Origin of the sequence: Deinococcus aquiradiocola (genome assembly GCF_014646915.1) — a bacterium.
Classification (GTDB): Bacteria; Deinococcota; Deinococci; order Deinococcales; family Deinococcaceae; genus Deinococcus; species Deinococcus aquiradiocola.
In genome coordinates, this window is sequence record NZ_BMOE01000013.1 from 1 (window position 1) to 17,074 (window position 17,074).

General features: G+C 70.3%; 14 protein-coding genes, 1 tRNA gene and 1 rRNA gene. 5 read left to right on the plus strand and 11 right to left on the minus strand.

Annotation, left to right across the window (positions count from 1 at the left end; translation table 11 throughout):
• Positions 1-79: ribosomal RNA gene (locus IEY33_RS15285) — 16S ribosomal RNA — on the minus strand; the annotation flags it as partial.
• A gap of 354 nt (positions 80-433) precedes the next feature.
• The gene (locus IEY33_RS15290) at positions 434-2,290 is read right to left on the minus strand and encodes a menaquinone biosynthesis decarboxylase (RefSeq protein WP_188964161.1); all 1,857 of its coding nucleotides are present in this window, start codon (positions 2,288-2,290) and stop codon (positions 434-436) included.
• Between the two features lie 136 nt (positions 2,291-2,426).
• Between IEY33_RS15290 and IEY33_RS15295 the strand changes: the two genes are divergently transcribed.
• Both IEY33_RS15295 and IEY33_RS15300 read left to right on the plus strand, forming a co-directional pair.
• Positions 2,427-3,929: a DUF4153 domain-containing protein gene (locus IEY33_RS15295; RefSeq protein WP_188964162.1), complete on the plus strand. Its 1,503-nt coding sequence runs from the start codon at positions 2,427-2,429 to the stop codon at positions 3,927-3,929.
• A gap of 222 nt (positions 3,930-4,151) precedes the next feature.
• Positions 4,152-5,210, plus strand: a complete 1,059-nt coding sequence (locus tag IEY33_RS15300) for a 3-deoxy-7-phosphoheptulonate synthase (RefSeq protein ID WP_188964163.1) — start codon at positions 4,152-4,154, stop codon at positions 5,208-5,210.
• 64 nt (positions 5,211-5,274) lie between these two features.
• Here the strand turns inward: IEY33_RS15300 and IEY33_RS15305 are convergent, their stop codons facing one another.
• Complete coding sequence (locus tag IEY33_RS15305; RefSeq protein WP_188964164.1) at positions 5,275-5,580, minus strand: GNAT family N-acetyltransferase; 306 nt, start codon at positions 5,578-5,580, stop codon at positions 5,275-5,277.
• A 143-nt stretch (positions 5,581-5,723) separates the two neighbouring features.
• On the opposite strand from IEY33_RS15305, the gene IEY33_RS15310 reads away from it, so the two are divergent.
• A tRNA-Cys gene (locus tag IEY33_RS15310) sits at positions 5,724-5,797 on the plus strand.
• A gap of 98 nt (positions 5,798-5,895) precedes the next feature.
• Here the strand turns inward: IEY33_RS15310 and IEY33_RS15315 are convergent.
• From IEY33_RS15315 to uvsE, 4 genes are all read right to left on the minus strand, one after another.
• The gene (locus tag IEY33_RS15315) at positions 5,896-6,867 is read right to left on the minus strand and encodes a glycoside hydrolase family 130 protein (protein ID WP_188964165.1); all 972 of its coding nucleotides are present in this window, start codon (positions 6,865-6,867) and stop codon (positions 5,896-5,898) included.
• An 85-nt stretch (positions 6,868-6,952) separates the two neighbouring features.
• Complete coding sequence (locus tag IEY33_RS15320) at positions 6,953-8,056, minus strand: glycosyltransferase family 4 protein (RefSeq protein WP_229671058.1); 1,104 nt, start codon at positions 8,054-8,056, stop codon at positions 6,953-6,955.
• Complete coding sequence (locus tag IEY33_RS15325) at positions 8,049-10,379, minus strand: glycosyltransferase family 4 protein (RefSeq protein ID WP_188964166.1); 2,331 nt, start codon at positions 10,377-10,379, stop codon at positions 8,049-8,051. Before IEY33_RS15325 ends, IEY33_RS15320 begins: the two co-directional genes overlap by 8 nt.
• 510 nt (positions 10,380-10,889) lie before the next feature.
• Complete coding sequence (uvsE, locus tag IEY33_RS15330) at positions 10,890-11,783, minus strand: UV DNA damage repair endonuclease UvsE (protein ID WP_188964167.1); 894 nt, start codon at positions 11,781-11,783, stop codon at positions 10,890-10,892.
• Positions 11,784-11,940: 157 nt separating this feature from the next.
• On the opposite strand from uvsE, the gene IEY33_RS15335 reads away from it, so the two are divergent.
• Both IEY33_RS15335 and IEY33_RS15340 read left to right on the plus strand, forming a co-directional pair.
• Entirely contained in the window at positions 11,941-12,270 is a 330-nt protein-coding gene (locus tag IEY33_RS15335; protein ID WP_188964168.1) for a PadR family transcriptional regulator, read from the plus strand.
• The gene (locus IEY33_RS15340) at positions 12,267-13,418 is read left to right on the plus strand and encodes a permease prefix domain 1-containing protein (RefSeq protein WP_188964169.1); all 1,152 of its coding nucleotides are present in this window, start codon (positions 12,267-12,269) and stop codon (positions 13,416-13,418) included. The genes IEY33_RS15335 and IEY33_RS15340 overlap by 4 nt, the downstream gene beginning before the upstream one ends.
• 7 nt (positions 13,419-13,425) lie before the next feature.
• On the opposite strand, the gene urtE is transcribed toward IEY33_RS15340, so the two are convergent.
• The 4 genes from urtE to urtB are packed head-to-tail and all read right to left on the minus strand — an operon-like array spanning position 13,426 to position 16,894.
• A complete protein-coding gene (gene urtE / locus IEY33_RS15345) occupies positions 13,426-14,130 on the minus strand; it encodes an urea ABC transporter ATP-binding subunit UrtE (RefSeq protein WP_188964170.1) in 705 nt (234 codons plus the stop codon).
• Entirely contained in the window at positions 14,117-14,911 is a 795-nt protein-coding gene (gene urtD / locus IEY33_RS15350; RefSeq protein WP_188964171.1) for an urea ABC transporter ATP-binding protein UrtD, read from the minus strand. The genes urtE and urtD overlap by 14 nt, the downstream gene beginning before the upstream one ends.
• Positions 14,895-15,992, minus strand: coding sequence for an urea ABC transporter permease subunit UrtC (gene urtC / locus IEY33_RS15355; protein ID WP_229671059.1), 1,098 nt, complete (start codon positions 15,990-15,992; stop codon positions 14,895-14,897). The genes urtD and urtC overlap by 17 nt, the downstream gene beginning before the upstream one ends.
• Positions 15,989-16,894 (minus strand): urea ABC transporter permease subunit UrtB, encoded by a 906-nt coding sequence (urtB, locus tag IEY33_RS15360; RefSeq protein WP_188964172.1) that lies wholly within the window; start codon positions 16,892-16,894, stop codon positions 15,989-15,991. Before urtB ends, urtC begins: the two co-directional genes overlap by 4 nt.
• Between the last annotated feature and the right edge of the window lie 180 nt (positions 16,895-17,074).

A 17,074-nucleotide genomic window follows, 5' to 3' on the forward strand; every position in this document is an offset into this window, starting at 1 on the left:
GCAAGCTCTCTCGTTCGACTTGCATGTCTTAAGCACGCCGCCAGCGTTCACCCTGAGCCAGGATCAAACTCTCCATAAAATGGTTCAACACAGTCGGAAGACCGGTATTGATAGGTTTGTCCATGCCTTGCATGGTGTTGAACTCCGAAGAGTTCGTGGTCCCGGTGGGACCATGGTCCGTGAGGACCAGTGTTCGACCCGGTGGCTAAGACCGGATCTGTTCAGCAATCTGGAGATCACTCGGGGGAGTGACCCGCTGCTCACCCCTGTCGGAGTGTCCTGTCATCGTCATTCACCAGTTGTCATGCGTCTCGCGCTTTCGCGCCTGCCCGCTCTCACGGGCGAAGAGAACTATATGCTCCGCTCCCCGATCTGTCAACACCCCACGCGGCCACCCCTGAAGGAAGAGCGGAAACCCGCTCCAGGCGGGCGTTCAGCGCCACTGCTCCGGCAGACCGTACACGTGCCACCTCGCGTCCACCCTGTCCATGACCGACTTGTCCATCACGATCTTGGGCGGCCAGGGACGCACGAAACCCTCCTCGGGCAGTTTGCGCGCACCGTCCCAGGCGAGCAGGCGGTGCTCGCCGTGCGGCAGCACCCACACGTCACGCTCGGCGTCGATGTTGTTCAGGATGGTCCACCACGCGTCCTGATCGTCGGTCACGTCGGTCTGCTCGTCGCAGATGAGCAGGTGACGCACGCCCGCCGCCGCCGGGTGCGCCGCGAAGGCCGCCGCGAGCTCCTGCGCCTGACCGGGCCGCGTCTTGTCGAGCGCCACGTACCAGTACCCGTCCGCGCTCTGCCGCTGCGCGACCACGCCCTCGAAGGTCGGGAGGTCCGTGCTGGCGCGCGGCACGAACGGCACCTCTCCCCCACCCTCGCCCTCGTTCTGCCCCTGGCGGGACCCGGTGCCCGACCCGAGTTCCTCGGCGAGCTTGCCGGTCGCGTCGATGATGAGCTTGCCGCCGTAACTCCAGCCGCGACTGCTGTGATCGAGGGCGTCCATCGGCCCGCGCGTGCTGAGCGTGTCGCGGCCCGGCACGGCGCGGCGGGCCACCTCGCGCCACACCTCCCCGAAGTTGTTGACGGGCACCCCGTCGTCCAGCACCACGATCACCTTCGCGAACATCATCTGCCCCAGACCGAACAGGCCGTTCGCGGTCTTGTAGCCCTCACCGGGAAAGCGCTTCTTGATGCTGGCGAACACGAGGTTGTGCGCCACCCCGGCAGGCGGCATGTGGTAATCCGAGAGTTCCGGCAGGATGAGCTGCGCGGCAGGCAGGAACAGCCGCTCGGACGCCTCGATGAGGTACGCGTCCTCCATCGGCGGGCGGCCCACGATGGTCGCCGGATAGATGGGGTGACGGCGCATGGTGACGGCCGTGACGTGAAAGCGCGGGTACAGTTCCGGCAGGGTGTAGAAGCCGGTGTGGTCCCCGAACGGCCCCTCGGTCTTCCAGTCCTCCTGCGGGTCCACGTAGCCTTCCAGAATGAACTCCGCGTTGGCGGGCACGTCGAGGTCCACCGTCACGCCCTTCACGAGCGGGTACCGCTGCCCGCGCAGGAAGCCCGCGAGCGCGAACTCGTCCAGGCCGGGAATCGGCGGGAGCGGCGCGGTCGCCGCGTAGATGAGGGCCGGGTCGCCGCCGAGCGCCACCGCCACCTCCAGCCGCTTCCCGAGCTTGCGGGCCTTTTCGAGGTGGCGGGCGCCGGTCTTGTGACGCTGCCAGTGCATGCCGGTCTCGCGGGGACCCATGACCTGCATGCGGTACATACCCATGTTGCGCTCGCCGGTCTCGGGGTCCCTGGTGATGACGAGCGGCAGCGTGACGAAGGGGCCACCGTCGAGCGGCCAGCACTTCAGGACCGGCAGCTTGTTCAGGTCCACCTGATCGCCGCGCCACACGACTTCCTGCGACGCGGCCTTGCGGACCCGGCGCGGCGGGAGATTCATGGCGTCACGCAGTTTCGGGAGTTGCGACAGCATGCCGCCCACGCCCTTCGCGCCGCTCAGGTCGATCAGGTCACGGACCCGTACAGCCAGCGCGTCGAGGTCCGGGAGGCCCAGCGAGAGCGCCACGCGGTCCGCCGTGCCGAGCATGCCGATGACGAGCGGGAAGGGACTGCCGATCACGTTCTCGAACAGCACGGCCGGACCGCCCTTCTTGACGAGGCGGTCGGCGATCTCGGTGATCTCCAGGTCGCGGCTGACCGGGGTGGACACGCGCAGCAGTTCGCCGCGCTCGTCCAGCAGCCGGAGAAACGATTGCAGGTCGGGGAAGGACATGGCCCGAGTGTAGAGAGTCCCGGCGGGCCGGATGGTACGAAAACGCCAGGGGCGGGACATTGCTCCCGGCGGCGCGCACAGGCGAAAACGGCGAGTTATATACACATCATACTCAGGTGAGTACACTTAGGGCACCATGACCGACGCCGCCCCAGACCGCCGGACAGCCGCCCCCACCCCCGACCGCGCCGCCCTGCCCCTCACACTCGCCATCGCCGTCCTCGCATGGCTGCTCACTCGGAACACCAGCCTCACGCCCGGCCTGAACATCCCGCTCCTGACCCTCACGCTCACCGTCACGCTCAGCGTGATCGCCCGGAAACGCGGCACGCCCCCCAACCGCGCCGCCCTCACCGTCCTGACGCTCGGCCTGCTGTGCGCCGCCGGACTCGCCACGCGCGACGGCACCCTCGCCACCCGCCTGAACGCCCTCGGGCTCCTCACGGCCCTCACCTTCGGCCTGAGCTTCCTGCGCTTCCCCGGCCTGCACCGCCTCACGCTCGGCGAAACGCTCGGCACCCTCCTGAACGGCTTCGGGCACACCGCGACCGGCCTGCTGCGCATCGCCGTGCGCTCCCCCTGGCGACACCTGTGGCCCCGCCCCCGACCGCACACCGGACGCAGCCGCCGCATCCTGACCGGCGTCCTCCTGACCGTCCCCGTCTTGGCCGTGTTCGGCACGCTGCTCGGACAGGCAGACCCGCGCTTTGCGGCCCTCTTCACGCACCTGCCCGAGTGGGACATGGACCTCGGACCGCTCAGCGGCTCGCTCCTGACCATCCTGCTGTGGAGTTTCGCGGCGGGCGGCGCCGTCCACGCCGCCCTGCACGCCACCCCTCCAGGCCGCACCCCGCCCGGTCATGCCGCCCCCAACCGGACCGGACTGGGCCTCACCGAGCTCGGCGTGCCGCTCGTCAGCCTCAGCGTGCTCTTCTGCGCGTACCTGCTCGTCGAGACGCTCGCCGCGCCCGCCACCGGCATCGTCTACAGCCGGTACGTCCGGCAGGGCTTCGGGGAACTGAGCGCCGTGGCCGTCCTCACGCTCGCCGTGCTGCTCGCCTCGCACGCCCTGCTGCGCCGCGACCTGCGCCTCACCCTCCCCTACCGCCTCATGAGCGCCGCCGTACTCCTCCCGCTCGCCCTGCTCATCCTGAGCGCCTACACCCGCCTCAGCCTGTACGTCACCGCCTACGGCCTCAGCGAAACGCGCGTCCTCGGCGCCGTGTTCCTGGCGTGGGTGACGCTCGCCCTCGCCACGTACGCCGCGCTCGGCTGGCGCGGCAGGCTGGAACGCTTCGCGTACTTCTCGCTCATCTCCGGCCTGAGCCTCACCGTCACCCTCGACGCCGTGAACCCCGGCCACCTCATCGCGAACGTCAACCTGAACCGCGACCTGAACCACGTCACCAACACCCTGCGCCGCACCCCGCAACGCACGCACCTCGGCGACCTGCTCGCGCTCGGCGCGGACAGCGTTCCCGTCATCGTCGCGCACCTCGACGAACTCCCCGACCTCGGCGAGACGCACGCCGAACGCCTCGCCACCCTGCGCGCCGTCGCCAACGACCTGATCTTCCCCCAGGACGACTGGCGCACCTGGAACCTCGGCCGCGCCCGCGCACGCGCCATCCTGCCCTGACCCGCCCCGCCACCCCCGGACATGAACGTCACGTCTAGCCTTCCCGCACGCCCCGCACCCGCAGCGGAGTACCATACCGTCATGTTCGGCAGCGCGTTCTTCTTTTATTGGTCCAGGAATTCCCGGGCCTGACGTTTGCTGCAGCTGCACAGCCGCACCTCACCGCCCGGAACGCCACCGGGCGGTGTTTTTTTGCCTCACTGGCGCACAGGAGCACCCACCATGACCGCCACCCTCACCCCCACCACCGAGAACCTCAACGTCACCGGATTCCAGCCGCTCGCCACGCCCCGCAGCATGAAAGCCGAACTGCCCAACACGCCCGAAGCGCAACAGACGGTGCAGGCATCCCGGCAGGCCATCAAGAACATCCTCGACGGCACCGACCCCCGCCTCCTCATCATCATCGGGCCGTGCAGCATCCACGACGAAGCGCAGGCCCTCGAATACGCCGGACGCCTGCTGGAACTGCGCCGCAGGTACGCCGACCGCCTCGAGATCATCATGCGCGTCTACCCCGACAAGCCCCGCACCACCGTCGGCTGGAGAGGCTACCTCAACGACCCGCACATGGACGGCCAGAACGACTTCAACCTCGGCCTGCACAAGACCCGCGAACTGATGCTCAAGATCAACAGTCTGGGTCTGCCGCTCGCCACGGAACTCCTCGACCCCTTCGTGCCCCAGTACATCGACGATCAGCTCGCCTGGGGCGCCATCGGCGCACGCACCACCGAATCCCAGACGCACCGCGCCATGGTGAGCGGCGTGTCCGCCCCCGTCGGCTTCAAGAACGGCACCGGCGGCAGCGTGAAACTCGCGGTAGACGCCATCCTCAGCGCCCGCAAACCCCACACCTTCCTCGGCATCACCGACGACGGCCAGGCCGCCGTGGTCAGCACGCGCGGCAACGCCTACGGCCACATCATCCTGCGCGGCGGCACCGCCGGACCCAACTACGGCTACGAGCACGTGGAGAAAGCCAGCGAGATGCTCACCGCGTCCGGCGTCACGCCCGCCCTGATCGTGGACTGCAGCCACCACAACAGCGGCTACGTGCACGACAAACAGCTCGACGCGTGGCACGACGTGATCTTCCAGCGCGTCGGCGGCGACACCCGCCTGAAAGGCCTGATGGTCGAAAGCAACCTGAACGCCGGCAAGCAGAGCATCCCCGCCGACCTGTCGGAACTGCAGTACGGCGTGTCCGTCACGGACGCCTGCGTAGGCTGGGACACCACCGCCGACATGCTCGCCTGGGCCTACGAACGCCTCGCCTGAACGACGAGAACGGAGCGGCCCGCCAGGATGCACTGGCGGGCCGCTTCCTCTGCCGGGTCTACACCTACATGCCCAGTGCGCCGCGCTGGGCGGGGTCCACCAGTTCCAGATACTCGGGGTGCTGCCCGATGAAGGCGGCAACGAAGGGGCACATGGGGATGACCTTCCTGCCCTGCGCCTGCACGTCGTCCAGTGCCGCCTTCACGAGGCGCGAGCCGATGCCCTGCCCTTCGAGTGCTTCGGGCACCTCGGTGTGCGTGAACATGACGGCCGGTCCGGCCGGGCGGTACTCGGCGAAGGCGAGGCCCTGCGGCGTCTGCAGCTCGTACCGGCCCGCTTCCCTGTTGTCGTGCACTTCGTTCTGGGTCATGCTTCAGCGTAATGCGGGCGGGGCGCGGCGGCCCTTCACGGGGCCTTGATGGGCGGCGCAAGGGTGCGGGTGCCGGAGGGATTTTGACAGGTGGCGGGCGGCGCGTGCTAACATTCTCGCCGCTGGCCGCAGTGCGAGCGTGAGGCGCTGTAGCCAAGTGGTAAGGCAGAGGTCTGCAAAACCTCCACCACCGGTTCGAGTCCGGTCAGCGCCTCCAGACGAACGAGCGTGCGAATGGGTGATCCCCGTTCGCACGCTCTGCTTTGGCCGCCCGCCGGGGCGAGCATTCCATTCAGTCCCCCGGCCCTGGGCGGTTCAGTCGAGGGTGGGGACGCTGCCGTTCTCCTTCAGCCAGTCGAGCAGCGCGCGGAGGCTGGCGGTGGCGACCCCGATGCTGGTGTCCGCCTGCCCGTAGTACATGCGGAGCGTGTCGCCGTCGGGGAGCAGGGTGGTGCCGCACGGGAACACGACGTTGTCGACGTCGCCCACCCGTTCGGAGAGGTCGCGCGGCCCGAACACCCACGGGTCGCTGCGCAGCAGGCAGCGGTCCGGGTGGTGCAGGTCGAGGAGCGCGAGGCCGTTGCGGTACAGGACGCCGCTCCCGGTCGTCTTGACGCCGTGGTAGATGAGGAGCCAGCCCTCGGGCGTGCGGATGGGCGGGGCAGACAGGCCGACCTTGCGGGCGTCCCACCACGGGCCACGCCGCGCGGTGAGGACGGCGCGGCTGTTGCCGAAGTGCCGCAGGTTCTCGCTGAAGCTCAGGTGGATGTTGGCGGTGTTGCTGGTGACGGGGCGGTGCAGGGCCGCCCAGCCTTCCTCGAAGCGTACGGGGAAGATGGCGGCGTCCTTGTCTTCGGGCGGGAAGATCAGGCCGCGCCGGTCGAAGGTCACGAAGTCGCTCGTCATGGCGAGCGCCACGCCCGGCCCTTCCGGGCTGTACGCGGTGTACAGCACGGCGTACGCGTCCTCCTCGGGGAGGTACGTGATGCGGGGGTCCTCGATGCCCCAGCTTTCCTCCGGGTGGTCCGGGTGCGGCACGAGGGTCGGTTCGGCGTCGATCTTCCAGGCGGTGAGGCCGTCGCGGCTGCGGGCGGCCGTGAGGTGCGACAGGCCCCGGAAGTCCTCCACGCGGCACAGCAGCAGCGTGGTGCCGTCCTGCAGGAGGGTGGCGCCCGCGTTGAAGACCGTGTTGGCCTGGTACGGCCAGCGGTCCGCGCTGAGGACCGGGTTGCGGTCGTGTCTGTGGAACAGGACCGGGTCTCGGTGGCGGCCTGGGAGGAAGGTCATGCGGTCAGCGTACGCGCCGGGTGTGAAGGGCGTACGCGCCGAACCTTCATACTGCACGCGCGGCAGGCCGGGGCGGGCGAGGCGGTCACGGGCGCGTTCCGGCCGTGCGGGCGGCGAGCATGCCCCGGTACACCTGCAGGTAGCCGTCCACCATGTGCTGCACGGTGAAGAGGCGCTCCACGCGCGCCCGGACGGCGCGGCGGTCGAGGGTCGCGGCGGTCCGGACGGCCTGCACGGCGGCCGCCTCGTCGCCGGGCGGGACGATCACGCCGCCGTCCGTGCCGACCACTTCCGGCACGCTCCCGCGCCGGTACGCGATGACGGGCGTGCCGCACGCCATCGCCTCCACCATGCTCAGCCCGAACGGCTCGTCGAAGTGGATGGGGTGCAGCAGTGCGAGCGCGCCGCTCAGCACGCGGTCACGTTCCTGTGGGCCGACCGAGCCGAGGTACTGCACGTCCGGGCCGGAGGCGGGATTCAGGTGCGGCTGCACCTCCCGCTCGAAGTACGCGCGGTCCTGCACGATGCCCGCCAGCTTGAGGGGCAGGCCCGCCGCGCGCGCGATCCGGATGGCGTCCGCGGCGCCCTTGTCGGGGTGCATCCGCCCGAAGAACACGAGGTACGCGCCCGGCTCGGCCCGGAACGTGAACTCCGTCAGGTCCAGCCCGTGGTACACGGTGGCGGCGTACGTGAGGTCCGGCGCGCGGTCCGCGTCGCTGATGGACACGTACGCGGTGCGGCCGTCGTAGCGGCGGTACACGGGCAGGATGCCGGGGCCGGAGAAGCCGTGCACGGTGGTGACGGTGGGCGTCGCGACGAGGCCCGCGTACCCGAGCGGCAGGAAGTCCGCGTGGTTGTGGATCACGTCGAACTGCGCGGCGCGGTCGAAGAGGTTCCCGAGGTGCAGGGCCTCCATCACCTTCACGTCCATGCCGGGCGTCTCCTCGTACCCGCTGGGCACCACGGCGGACAGCGTGGCGGCCGTGAGCGAGTCGGCCGTCGCGAAGAGCGTCACGTCCACGCCCGCCCGCACGAGGCCCTCGGTGAGGAGCGACACGACGCGCTCCCACGGCCCGTAATGCCGGGGCGGGACGCGCCACGCGACGGGCGCGAGCATCGCCACGCGCAGCGGACGCCCCCCCTGCCCCGCTCCCTGCCGCGCGGGGGTCAGGGTGCCCGCGTCAGTCATCGGCGCTCAGGGGGGTGGGGCCGCCCCGTTCGCCCTGCGCGGCGGCCACCTGCAGGTCCAGCACCGCGTCCCACAGCAGCACGGTGGATTCCGCGCCCTGGTTGATGCTCGGCCCGTGCCGGTGCAGGCCGTCCCGGCACCCGGCGGTGACGGCGTCCAGCATCGGCTGCCCGAGCAGGTTGTCGCCCGTCAGCCAGTCGAGGGCGCGTGCCGCGCGCTGCAGCCACGCCTCTCCCGCCCCGGCCGCGTATGCCGCCGCGTACGCCGCGACGGACACGGCCGCCTCGATCGGCTGGCCGTCCCAGAGGGGCCGCGCCTCGCCGCGGAAGTACACGCGTTCGCACCCGACCGGCCAGAACGTCCACCCGTCCGGCCCGCCCAGCGGTCCGCGCTGCTGACCGTGCAGCCAATCCAGGGTGCTCAGCCCGAGCGTGAGGCTGCCCGTGTCGCCGCTCGCCTGCCCGAACGCGATCAGGGCGTGCGGCAGTTCGGCATTCGCGTAGCTGAGGTACCCCTCGAACCAGTTCCAGCCGGGCCGCGCGCTCGCCGCATGCAGGGACGCCAGGGTGAGCGCGTACCCGCGCGCGGCGTCCAGCAACGCCCCGTGCTCGGCGAGCAGCGCGGGTGAGCGGTGCAGGTCGCTCACGGCGAGCAGCAGGATCGCCTGCGCGCGCGGCGACTCCAAACCCAGGCCCGCCCGGCCCGAGCGGCGCAGCAGTTCGCGGGCCGCGTCCGAGACGAGCGGTTCCGGGTGCAGGGCCGCCACGACCAGGGCACGCACGGCGCGCGCCTGCGCGTTCTCGGCGCCGCGCGCCTCCAGCCAGCGACGGTCGTAACTGAGGAAATTCCGGAACACGCCGCTCCCCTCGTCGATGGCGTAATGCAGGAACGACAGGTAGCGCCGCGCGAGTGCCAGGTGGGCGGCGCTGACCGGCAGGCGGCACACGAGCTGCAGGGCGCGGGCATTGTCGTCCGTGGTGTACCCCTCGTGCGGGTTCGGGACGGCGCCCGTCGCGTGCTGGAAGAGGCCCGTGCCGTCCGTCATGGCGTGCAGGTGCGTCAGCTGCACCTGCGCGGGCCGCGCCGCACGGCGACCCATGCGGCCGTGACGGCGCGGCTGCACCTGCCCGAACACCTCCGCGTACGCCGCGCCCACGGCAGGCCAGCGCATCGCCTCCCCGAACACCTCCGCGCGCGCGCCCATCCCGGCCCGCGCGTGCGGGTCGGACAGCAGGGCGGACAGCGCCTCCCCCATCGCGCGCGGCTCCCCGAACGGCGTGAGGACGCCCCGCCCGTCCGCGAGGAGTTCCTCCGCGTACCAGTACGGCGTGCTCACGACGGCCTTGCCGTTCCCGACCGCGTACGCGAGCGTCCCGGACGTGATCTGCGCGGGATTGGGGTAGGGCGTGAGGTACACGTCGGCCGCCGTCAGGTACCGCTTCAGGTCGTCCAGCTCCACGAAACGGTTGTCCATCCGCAGGTTGTCCTGCACGCCCAGCTCGCGGGCCAGGGCCAGCAGTTCCTCACGGTACGCCTCGCCCTCGTGCCGCAGCACGTGCGGGTGCGTGGCCCCCAGGATCAGGTACAGCGCGTCCGGGTGGGCGCGCACCACGTCCGGCAGGGCACGCACGGCCGTGTCGAGGCCCTTGCCGCGCCCGATCAGCCCGAACGTGAGGATCAGGGGCCGCTCCCCCACGCCCAGTCGGGCCTTCTCGGTGGCGGGATCGCCCGTCAGGTCCGGCACGCCGTGATGAATAAGCCGCACCCGCCCGCGCGGCACGCCCTGCCGCACGAGGATATCCACCGCGCGGGCACTCATGACCACGATCCCGGCCGACAGGGCGCACAGTTCCTCCAGCACCGCCCGCTGCTCCGCGCTGGGCGTCTCCAGCACCGTGTGCAGCGTCGTCACGATGGGCGCGTCCAGGCCGCGCAGCAGCGTCAGCAGGTACGCGCCCGCCGGACCGCCGTAGATGCCGTACTCGTGCTGCACGCACACCACGTCGGGCCGCAGGGCGTTGATGCGTTCCGCGCCGCTCACGTACTCGTCCAGCGCGTCCTGCTCGATGGCGAACACCACTTCCGGCGGGTACGGGTAGGTGTGCCCGTCGTTCATGGCGACGACACTGACCCGCTCGACCGGCAGGGCGCGCGCCACGTCGGCCGTGAAGGTCGCGATGCCGCACTGGCGCGGCGCGTGGTTCCCGATCAGCAGGACGTGCCGCAGCGGCGCGGCGGGCGTGACGTGCGCGGCCGGACGGACCGGCAGCGCGGGCAGGGCGGTCGGCGCGGCGCGCCGGGACAGGGGGGATACGTCGGTCATGGGACCTCCTGCGCGTCCTGCCCCGACGTCCCCGCGCACTCGGTGGCGGGCTGTCGAGACGAGACGCGCACCGCAGCCAGCCCGGCCGGTCTGAGCGGCCGGGGCAGCGGCGGGTCGTGCTCGCGTCCGCCCGGACCGTTCGCTCGGCGGGCACCTGTCGGTGCGCGGCCCTCGTCGGCGGGAAGCGCTCACCGCCGGAACACGCGTCCGGCAGGAATGATCGGTACCTGAATGAAAAAGGGAGAGGTCAGGGATTCGGGGGGCGACGGGGTCCACCGACACCGCAGGGACCTGCACACCTCCTGGCCTCCAGCATCCCACACGCACCCACCGAAGGGGTGTGAGAAGCACGAATCCGTCCCCACACGCCCTTCACCTCACGCCACGCACGCCATTCACGGGGACGAGGACATGCGCCCGGGAACCCGGTCGTCCCGAACCGAGCTGAGCGCCTGAAGGTCAGCCGCGCGGAACGCGAAGCCGCCGCCCGACCGCGAGCGCCGGACCGGGTCAGCCCTGCACGTGCGCCCGCAGGCCCGCCAGTGCCAGCTCCTTCCCTTTCGCTTCCACCTCGATCCACGGCACGTCCCGGTACGCTTCCGGGAAGTGCGTGATCAGGTCCGTGTGCCTCCGGTCCTGCGGGCCGTCGATGCCGTTGCTCAGGTGCACCACCTGCCACTCGGGCGGCGTCCACGTGTCCCGCGCGGCCAGCACCCACTCCCGCACGCTCGGGTCGTCCTGCGACGCCAGCCGCTCACGCACCACGTGATGATGCGCGTCCAGCACCAGCGGCACGCCCGCCGCGCCGCACACCGGCAGCAGGTCCGCCGGACCGTACGCCCGCTCGTCGTTCTCCAGGCACAGACGCAGGCGCACCCCGTCCGGCAGGGTGGGAATGATCTCGGCCAGCTGCTCCGCCCGCCCCCCCTTGCCGCCGTGCAGCAGGATCATGTTCCACGGCGTGCGCGAGAACCCCAGCAGGTCCATCACGTGACCGTGCGCCGTGACGGCCAGCACGCTGCGCCGCACCACGTCCGGCCGCTCGCTGTTCAGCACGATGAACTGATCCGGATGCACGAGCACCCGGATGCCCGCCGACGTGAACGCCGCGCCCGCCTCGGCCAGCTGCGGCGCCAGCGCGTCCAGCACCTCACGGCCCGTCCCGTCGCCCTCCAGGTCCAGCATCGGGAACAGCGCCGCCGACATGCGGTACAGCCGGATGCCGTGCCGCACGCAGTACGCGGCCGCGCCCGCCAGGCGCGAGATGTTGTCGGCGTACAGGTCCAGCAGCGCGCCGCGCCGCCCGGCGTCCGGCAGGGCCCGGTACCGCGTGAGCGTGATGGTCCGGAACCGCACCTCCGGCCCGAACGTGATGCACACCAGACCCAGGTGGGGTGTCGTCATGGGGTCCAGGGTAGTGCAGGGCCGTGTCCGGGATCGTCTGAACGGCTGCCGGAAGTCTTTAACCACAATCTTGTTTGACAAGATATTGCCGCCCCACTACCTTGGTCCTCAAGATACCTGCACGGCAGGACAACCCTGAGCACGCGGCGGAGACGACATGAACCCACTCAAATCCGGCACCATCGACCTCGTCCTGCTCTCGGCCCTGCAGGACCGACCCCGCTACGGCCTGGAAATTCTGGAACACATCCGGACCCGCGCTGCAGGACAGTTCGACATGAAGGAAGGCAGCCTCTACCCGGCCCTGCACCGGCTGGTCAAGGCGGGCTGGGTGGACAGCGAATGGCAGGCGAGCACCCAGGGCGGCGCTCCACGCAAGGTCTACCACCTGACCGACAGCGGCCTGAACGCCATGAACGACAAACGGCAGGAATGGCAGGGCCTGCGAAATGCCGTGGACGCCCTGCTGACCCGCAGGCTGGCATGACCCGCCGCCGTCCCTTCGCCCGCCGCCCGCTCAGCATGAACGCCTACATCGGGCGGGCCACCGTGGGCCTGCCGAAAGCCGATCGCCTGGATGCCGCCGCCGAGCTGAGAACGCATCTGGTCGAGAGAATCGACAAGCTGCGTGCCGCCGGGCACCCCGCTGACGAGGCCGAATACCTCGCCGTGCAGGCGATGGGCGACCCCGCACCCACCAACCGGGGCCTGCTGGGGCACGCCTTCACCCACCGGGCAGGCTGGGCGGTACTTGCCGCTGTGCTGCTGGGCGGCGGGTGGGCCGGGTACGGCTACGCGCAAAGGGAATGGATGCCGCCGAAAGAGGGCGTCCTGTGGTCAGGCGACCTGACGCTGGAAGACCTGAAGGCACTGAACGCCGACGAGCACGCCCCCAGGGGGCAATTTCAGGTGGCGACACTCACTTACCCACGCGGCACGAAATCGATCTACTACGCGCTGGTCACGCCCGGGCACCTGGAGGTTCAGCAGAAGGACCTTCAGGCCGAACTTCGGGACAACCAGAGCGCGAGTGCCCTGCGTCGCCTTCCCGGCAGTTACCGGTACCAGGAGCGCTGGCTGATGACCGACACGAGAAGCAATACGGTCTGCACAGGCCACTGGGAGCTGTACAGCAATCTCAGGGTCATTCAGAGTCCCCGGCTTCCGATACAGAGTCAGAGCTGGCCGAATCTCGGCACCCCGAGCACCTGCACGGGCGTGAAACGGCAGTACCGGACACTCACCGCACTGACGCCGAAGCCCGGCTGGCACGCTGAAGGCAGGACTGTTTCCCAGGTGCCGTTCAGGCATGACGAGGAACTTCTCCCCCCCGAGCTGGGCGGCATCACGACCACTTCAGGTCCGACGGAGCTCCCGCTCAACCACTGGACCATCCTGCGGCAACTGGTGCTCAACCCCCGCACCGCCCTGAACGGACTCCCGACCCTCGCGGGTCCAGCGGCAGGCATGTACATCGCCGTCCTGCCGAGCAGCCAGCCCGGCACCGCAGACGGGTACACGGTCAGCGGCACTGTCGACGGGTACGGGAACGCCTCCACGCTCAGCTACGGGGGGAAGCCCCTGCCGCCCGCACCTCAGCTCAACGCGGCACAAACCAAGTTCGTCGAACAGTAAGCCTGCCTCATACGCCCAGGTAGCGTTGGACGTCCCGGGTGGGTGTCTCGGCGGTGAGGCCGGTTTCGACGACGCGGCCCTTCTGCATGACGTAGTAGCGGTCCGCGAAGGCCCACGCGAAGTCCAGGTACTGCTCGACGAGCAGCACGGCGACGCGCAGTTCGCGGCGGATGCGGGTGAGGGCCGCCTCGATCTCCTGCACGATGCTCGGCTGGATGCCTTCGGTGGGTTCGTCGAGCAGCAGGTAGCGGGGCTGCGTGACAAGGGCGCGCCCGATGGCGACCTGCTGCTGCTGGCCGCCGCTGAGGTTCCCGGCCTTGCGGCCCGCCATGTCGTGCAGGATCGGGAAGAGGTCGTAGATGAGTTCGGGCAGGTCGTGGCGGGCGTTCGGGCGGCCGTTCAGGGCGGGCAGGCCCATGAGGAGGTTCTCGTGCACGGTGAGGTGGGGGAACAGGCCGCGGCCCTGCGGGACGTACGCGAGGCCGCTGCGGGCGCGGGCGTAGGCGGGGTCCTGCTGGACGTGCTCGCCGTTCAGGCGGACCTGTCCGGACGTGATGGGGTGCAGGCCGGTGATGGCGCGCAGCAGGGTGGTCTTGCCGACGCCGTTGCGGCCGATGAGGGTGACGGCTTCCGCGTCGCGCACTTCGAGGTGCACGTCCCACAGCACCTGGCTCTGTCCGTACGCGGCGTTCACGCCTTCAAGCTTGAGCATGTGGGTCTCCGGGGGTGGGCGCGTCTTCTTTGGGTCGGCCCAGGTAGATTTCCATGACGTCCGGGTCGGCGCGCAGCGTGGCGAGGTCGCCTTCGCGGAACACCTGTCCCTGGTGCAGGACGGTGATGGGCGCGTCCAGCAGTTCCACGAAGGCCATGTCGTGGTCGATGACGAGGACCGTGTGGCGTCCGGCGAGCGTGCGGATGAGTTCGGCGGTCTTGGCGGTCTCCTGGGCGGTCATGCCTGCGGTGGGTTCGTCGAGCAGCAGGAGGTGCGGGTCGGTGGCGACCACCATGCCGAGCTCCAGCCACTGTTTCTCGCCGTGCGCGAGGCCGGACGCGAGCTGGTGGGCCTTGCCGTTCAGGCCGGTCAGGTCGAGGAGATCCGTGACGCGCTGGGCCTCGTGGGCGCGCATGCCGGGACGCAGGCTGCCGAGGACGCCTTTGCCGCGCCGGGTGGCGACCTGCAGGTTCTCGTGGACGGTCAGGCCGTCGAGCACGCCGGGCGCCTGGAATTTACGGCAGATGCCGAGGTTGGCGATGCGGTACTCGGGGAGGCGCGTGAGGCTCTGGCCTTCGTAGCGGACGTCGCCGCTGACGGGGCGGACCTTGCCGATGATGGTGTCGAGCAGGGTGCTCTTGCCCGCGCCGTTCGGGCCGATCAGGACGCGGAGGCTGCCGCGCGGCACCTGCAGGCTCAGGTCCGTGAGCGCCTTGAAGCCGTCGAAGCTGACGGTCACGCCCTGCACGTCCAGCAGCACGGGTTCAGTGGGAGACGACATCGTTCACCTCCTGCACGGCCTGCACCGGCTGGGTCGCCCGGGGCCGGACGCGGCGGCCGGTCAGCAGGCCCGCCACGCCCTGCGGGAGGGCCAGGACCACGAACACGAACAGTGCCCCCATGACGTACAGCCACGCGTCCGGCGCGGCGCTGGAGATCTTGTCCTTGGCGATCTGGCCCAGCACCAGCCCGCCCACCGCACCCAGCAGGCTGTTCCTGCCGCCCAGCGCCACCCACACCACGAGTTCGATGCTGAACGTCACGCCGATCATGGCGGGCGAGATGGTGCCCAGGTGCAGGGTGTACAGCGCGCCGCTGAGGCCCGACAGCAGCCCCCCGAACGCGAAGGCGGCGATCTTGAAGGCGGCCGGGTTGTAGCCCAGGAAGCGCACGCGGTTCTCGTTGTCGCGGATGGCGGTCAGGACGCGCCCGAAGTGCGTGCCGAGCAGCCACACGGTGCCCGCCATGCACGCGGCCAGCACGAGCAGCGTCACCCAGTACAGGCTGCGCGCCACGCCCGCGCCGCGCAGGTCGATGCCCAGGAAGGTCTGGAAGTCCGTGATGCCGTTGGTGCCGCTCGTGAGGCCCTGCGAGCCGTTCAGCCACGTCACGAAGGCCAGCACGAGCGCCTGCGTGATGATGCTCACGTACACGCCCGTGATGCGGCGCCGGAACATCAGCCACGCGACCAGTCCGGCGGCCACGGCGGGAAGGACCAGCACCATCAGCAGCGCGAAGGGCGCACTGGCGAACGGAATCCAGAACCACGGCAGCGTCTCGACGCCGTTATAGACCATGAAGTCCGGCAGTTCACCCTTCGCGGTGGCGGCGAGCTTGAGGTGCATGGCGAGCGCGTACCCGCCCAGCCCGAAGAACAGGCCCTGCCCGAGGCTGAGGATGCCGGTGCGCCCCCACACCACCATGATGCCGATGGCGGCCACCCCGAGTGCCAGCACGCGGCCCAGCAGCGTCAGGGTGTACGCGCCCAGGTAGAAGGGCGCCAGGGCCAGCGCGAGGGCCAGCAGCACCAGCAGGGCCGCCCGGACGGGGCTGGCCGTGGGTCGGCGCGGTCCGGGGTTCACGATTCCTCCAGGGCGCGCGACTGTGTGGGGAACAGACCGCGCGGCTTCCACTGCAGGAACGCGACCACCAGGATCAGCATGATGGCCTGCGCGAGACTGGAGCTGGTGAGTCCCTCGGCGAGTGCGGTCACGAAGCCCAGCAGCAGCGCGGCGACGCCCGCCCCGAGGACGCTGCCCACGCCGCCCACCACGACCACTAGGAAGGCGTTCACGATGTATGCGGCACCCACCGTGGGGTTCACGGGGGCGAGCAGCGCGAGGCCCACGCCCGCCACGCCCGCGATGCCTGCCCCGAGCGAGAACACCAGCAGGTCAAGGCGGCGCGTGTTGACGCCCAGCGCGGACGCCATCTCGCGGTTGCTGTTCACGGCGCGGACGTGCATGCCCAGGCGGCTGCGTGTCAGCACCCACCACATCACGCCCAGCACCAGGGCGGCCAGCACGATCACGAAGAGCCGCACGTACGGAAAGCTCAGGCCGTCCAGCACGCCGCCGTGCACGGTGACGGAGCCCGACAGCCACGCGGGCGCAGTGACCGGCACGCCGGTCGAGCCGAACACCTGCCGGGCCGCCTGCTGCAGGATCAGGCTGATGCCCCACGTGGCGAGCAGCGTGTCGAGCGGGCGGCCGTACAGGCGCCGGATGACGAGCGTCTCCAGCAGCGCGCCCAGCAGCGCGGTGCCGAGAAACGCGAGCGGGAAGGCGATCCAGAGGTAGCCGGGGCCGGTCATCTTGGCGGCGAGGTACGTGAGGTACCCGCCGATCATCAGGAACTCGCCGTGCGCCATGTTGATGACGCGCATCAGGCCGAAGCTCAGGGCCAGCCCCAGCGCCGTGAGCAGCAGCAGGCTGGCGACCGACAGGCCGGTGAAGAGCTGCCCGGAGAGAAAGACGGGGTCCATACGGGGTACTCCTTTGGAGCGGAGAACAGGAACTCGGGCTCGGCGTGCCGCCCAACGGTGAACTCAAACGGTGAACTCGAAAAAGGACTCTGCGACAGGCCGGTGCCGTCCTGTTTGGGGTCTTCTCAATGGTGGTCGCGGGACTCGCAGGGCGCACGGAGCGACGGGGGCGCTGCTGCC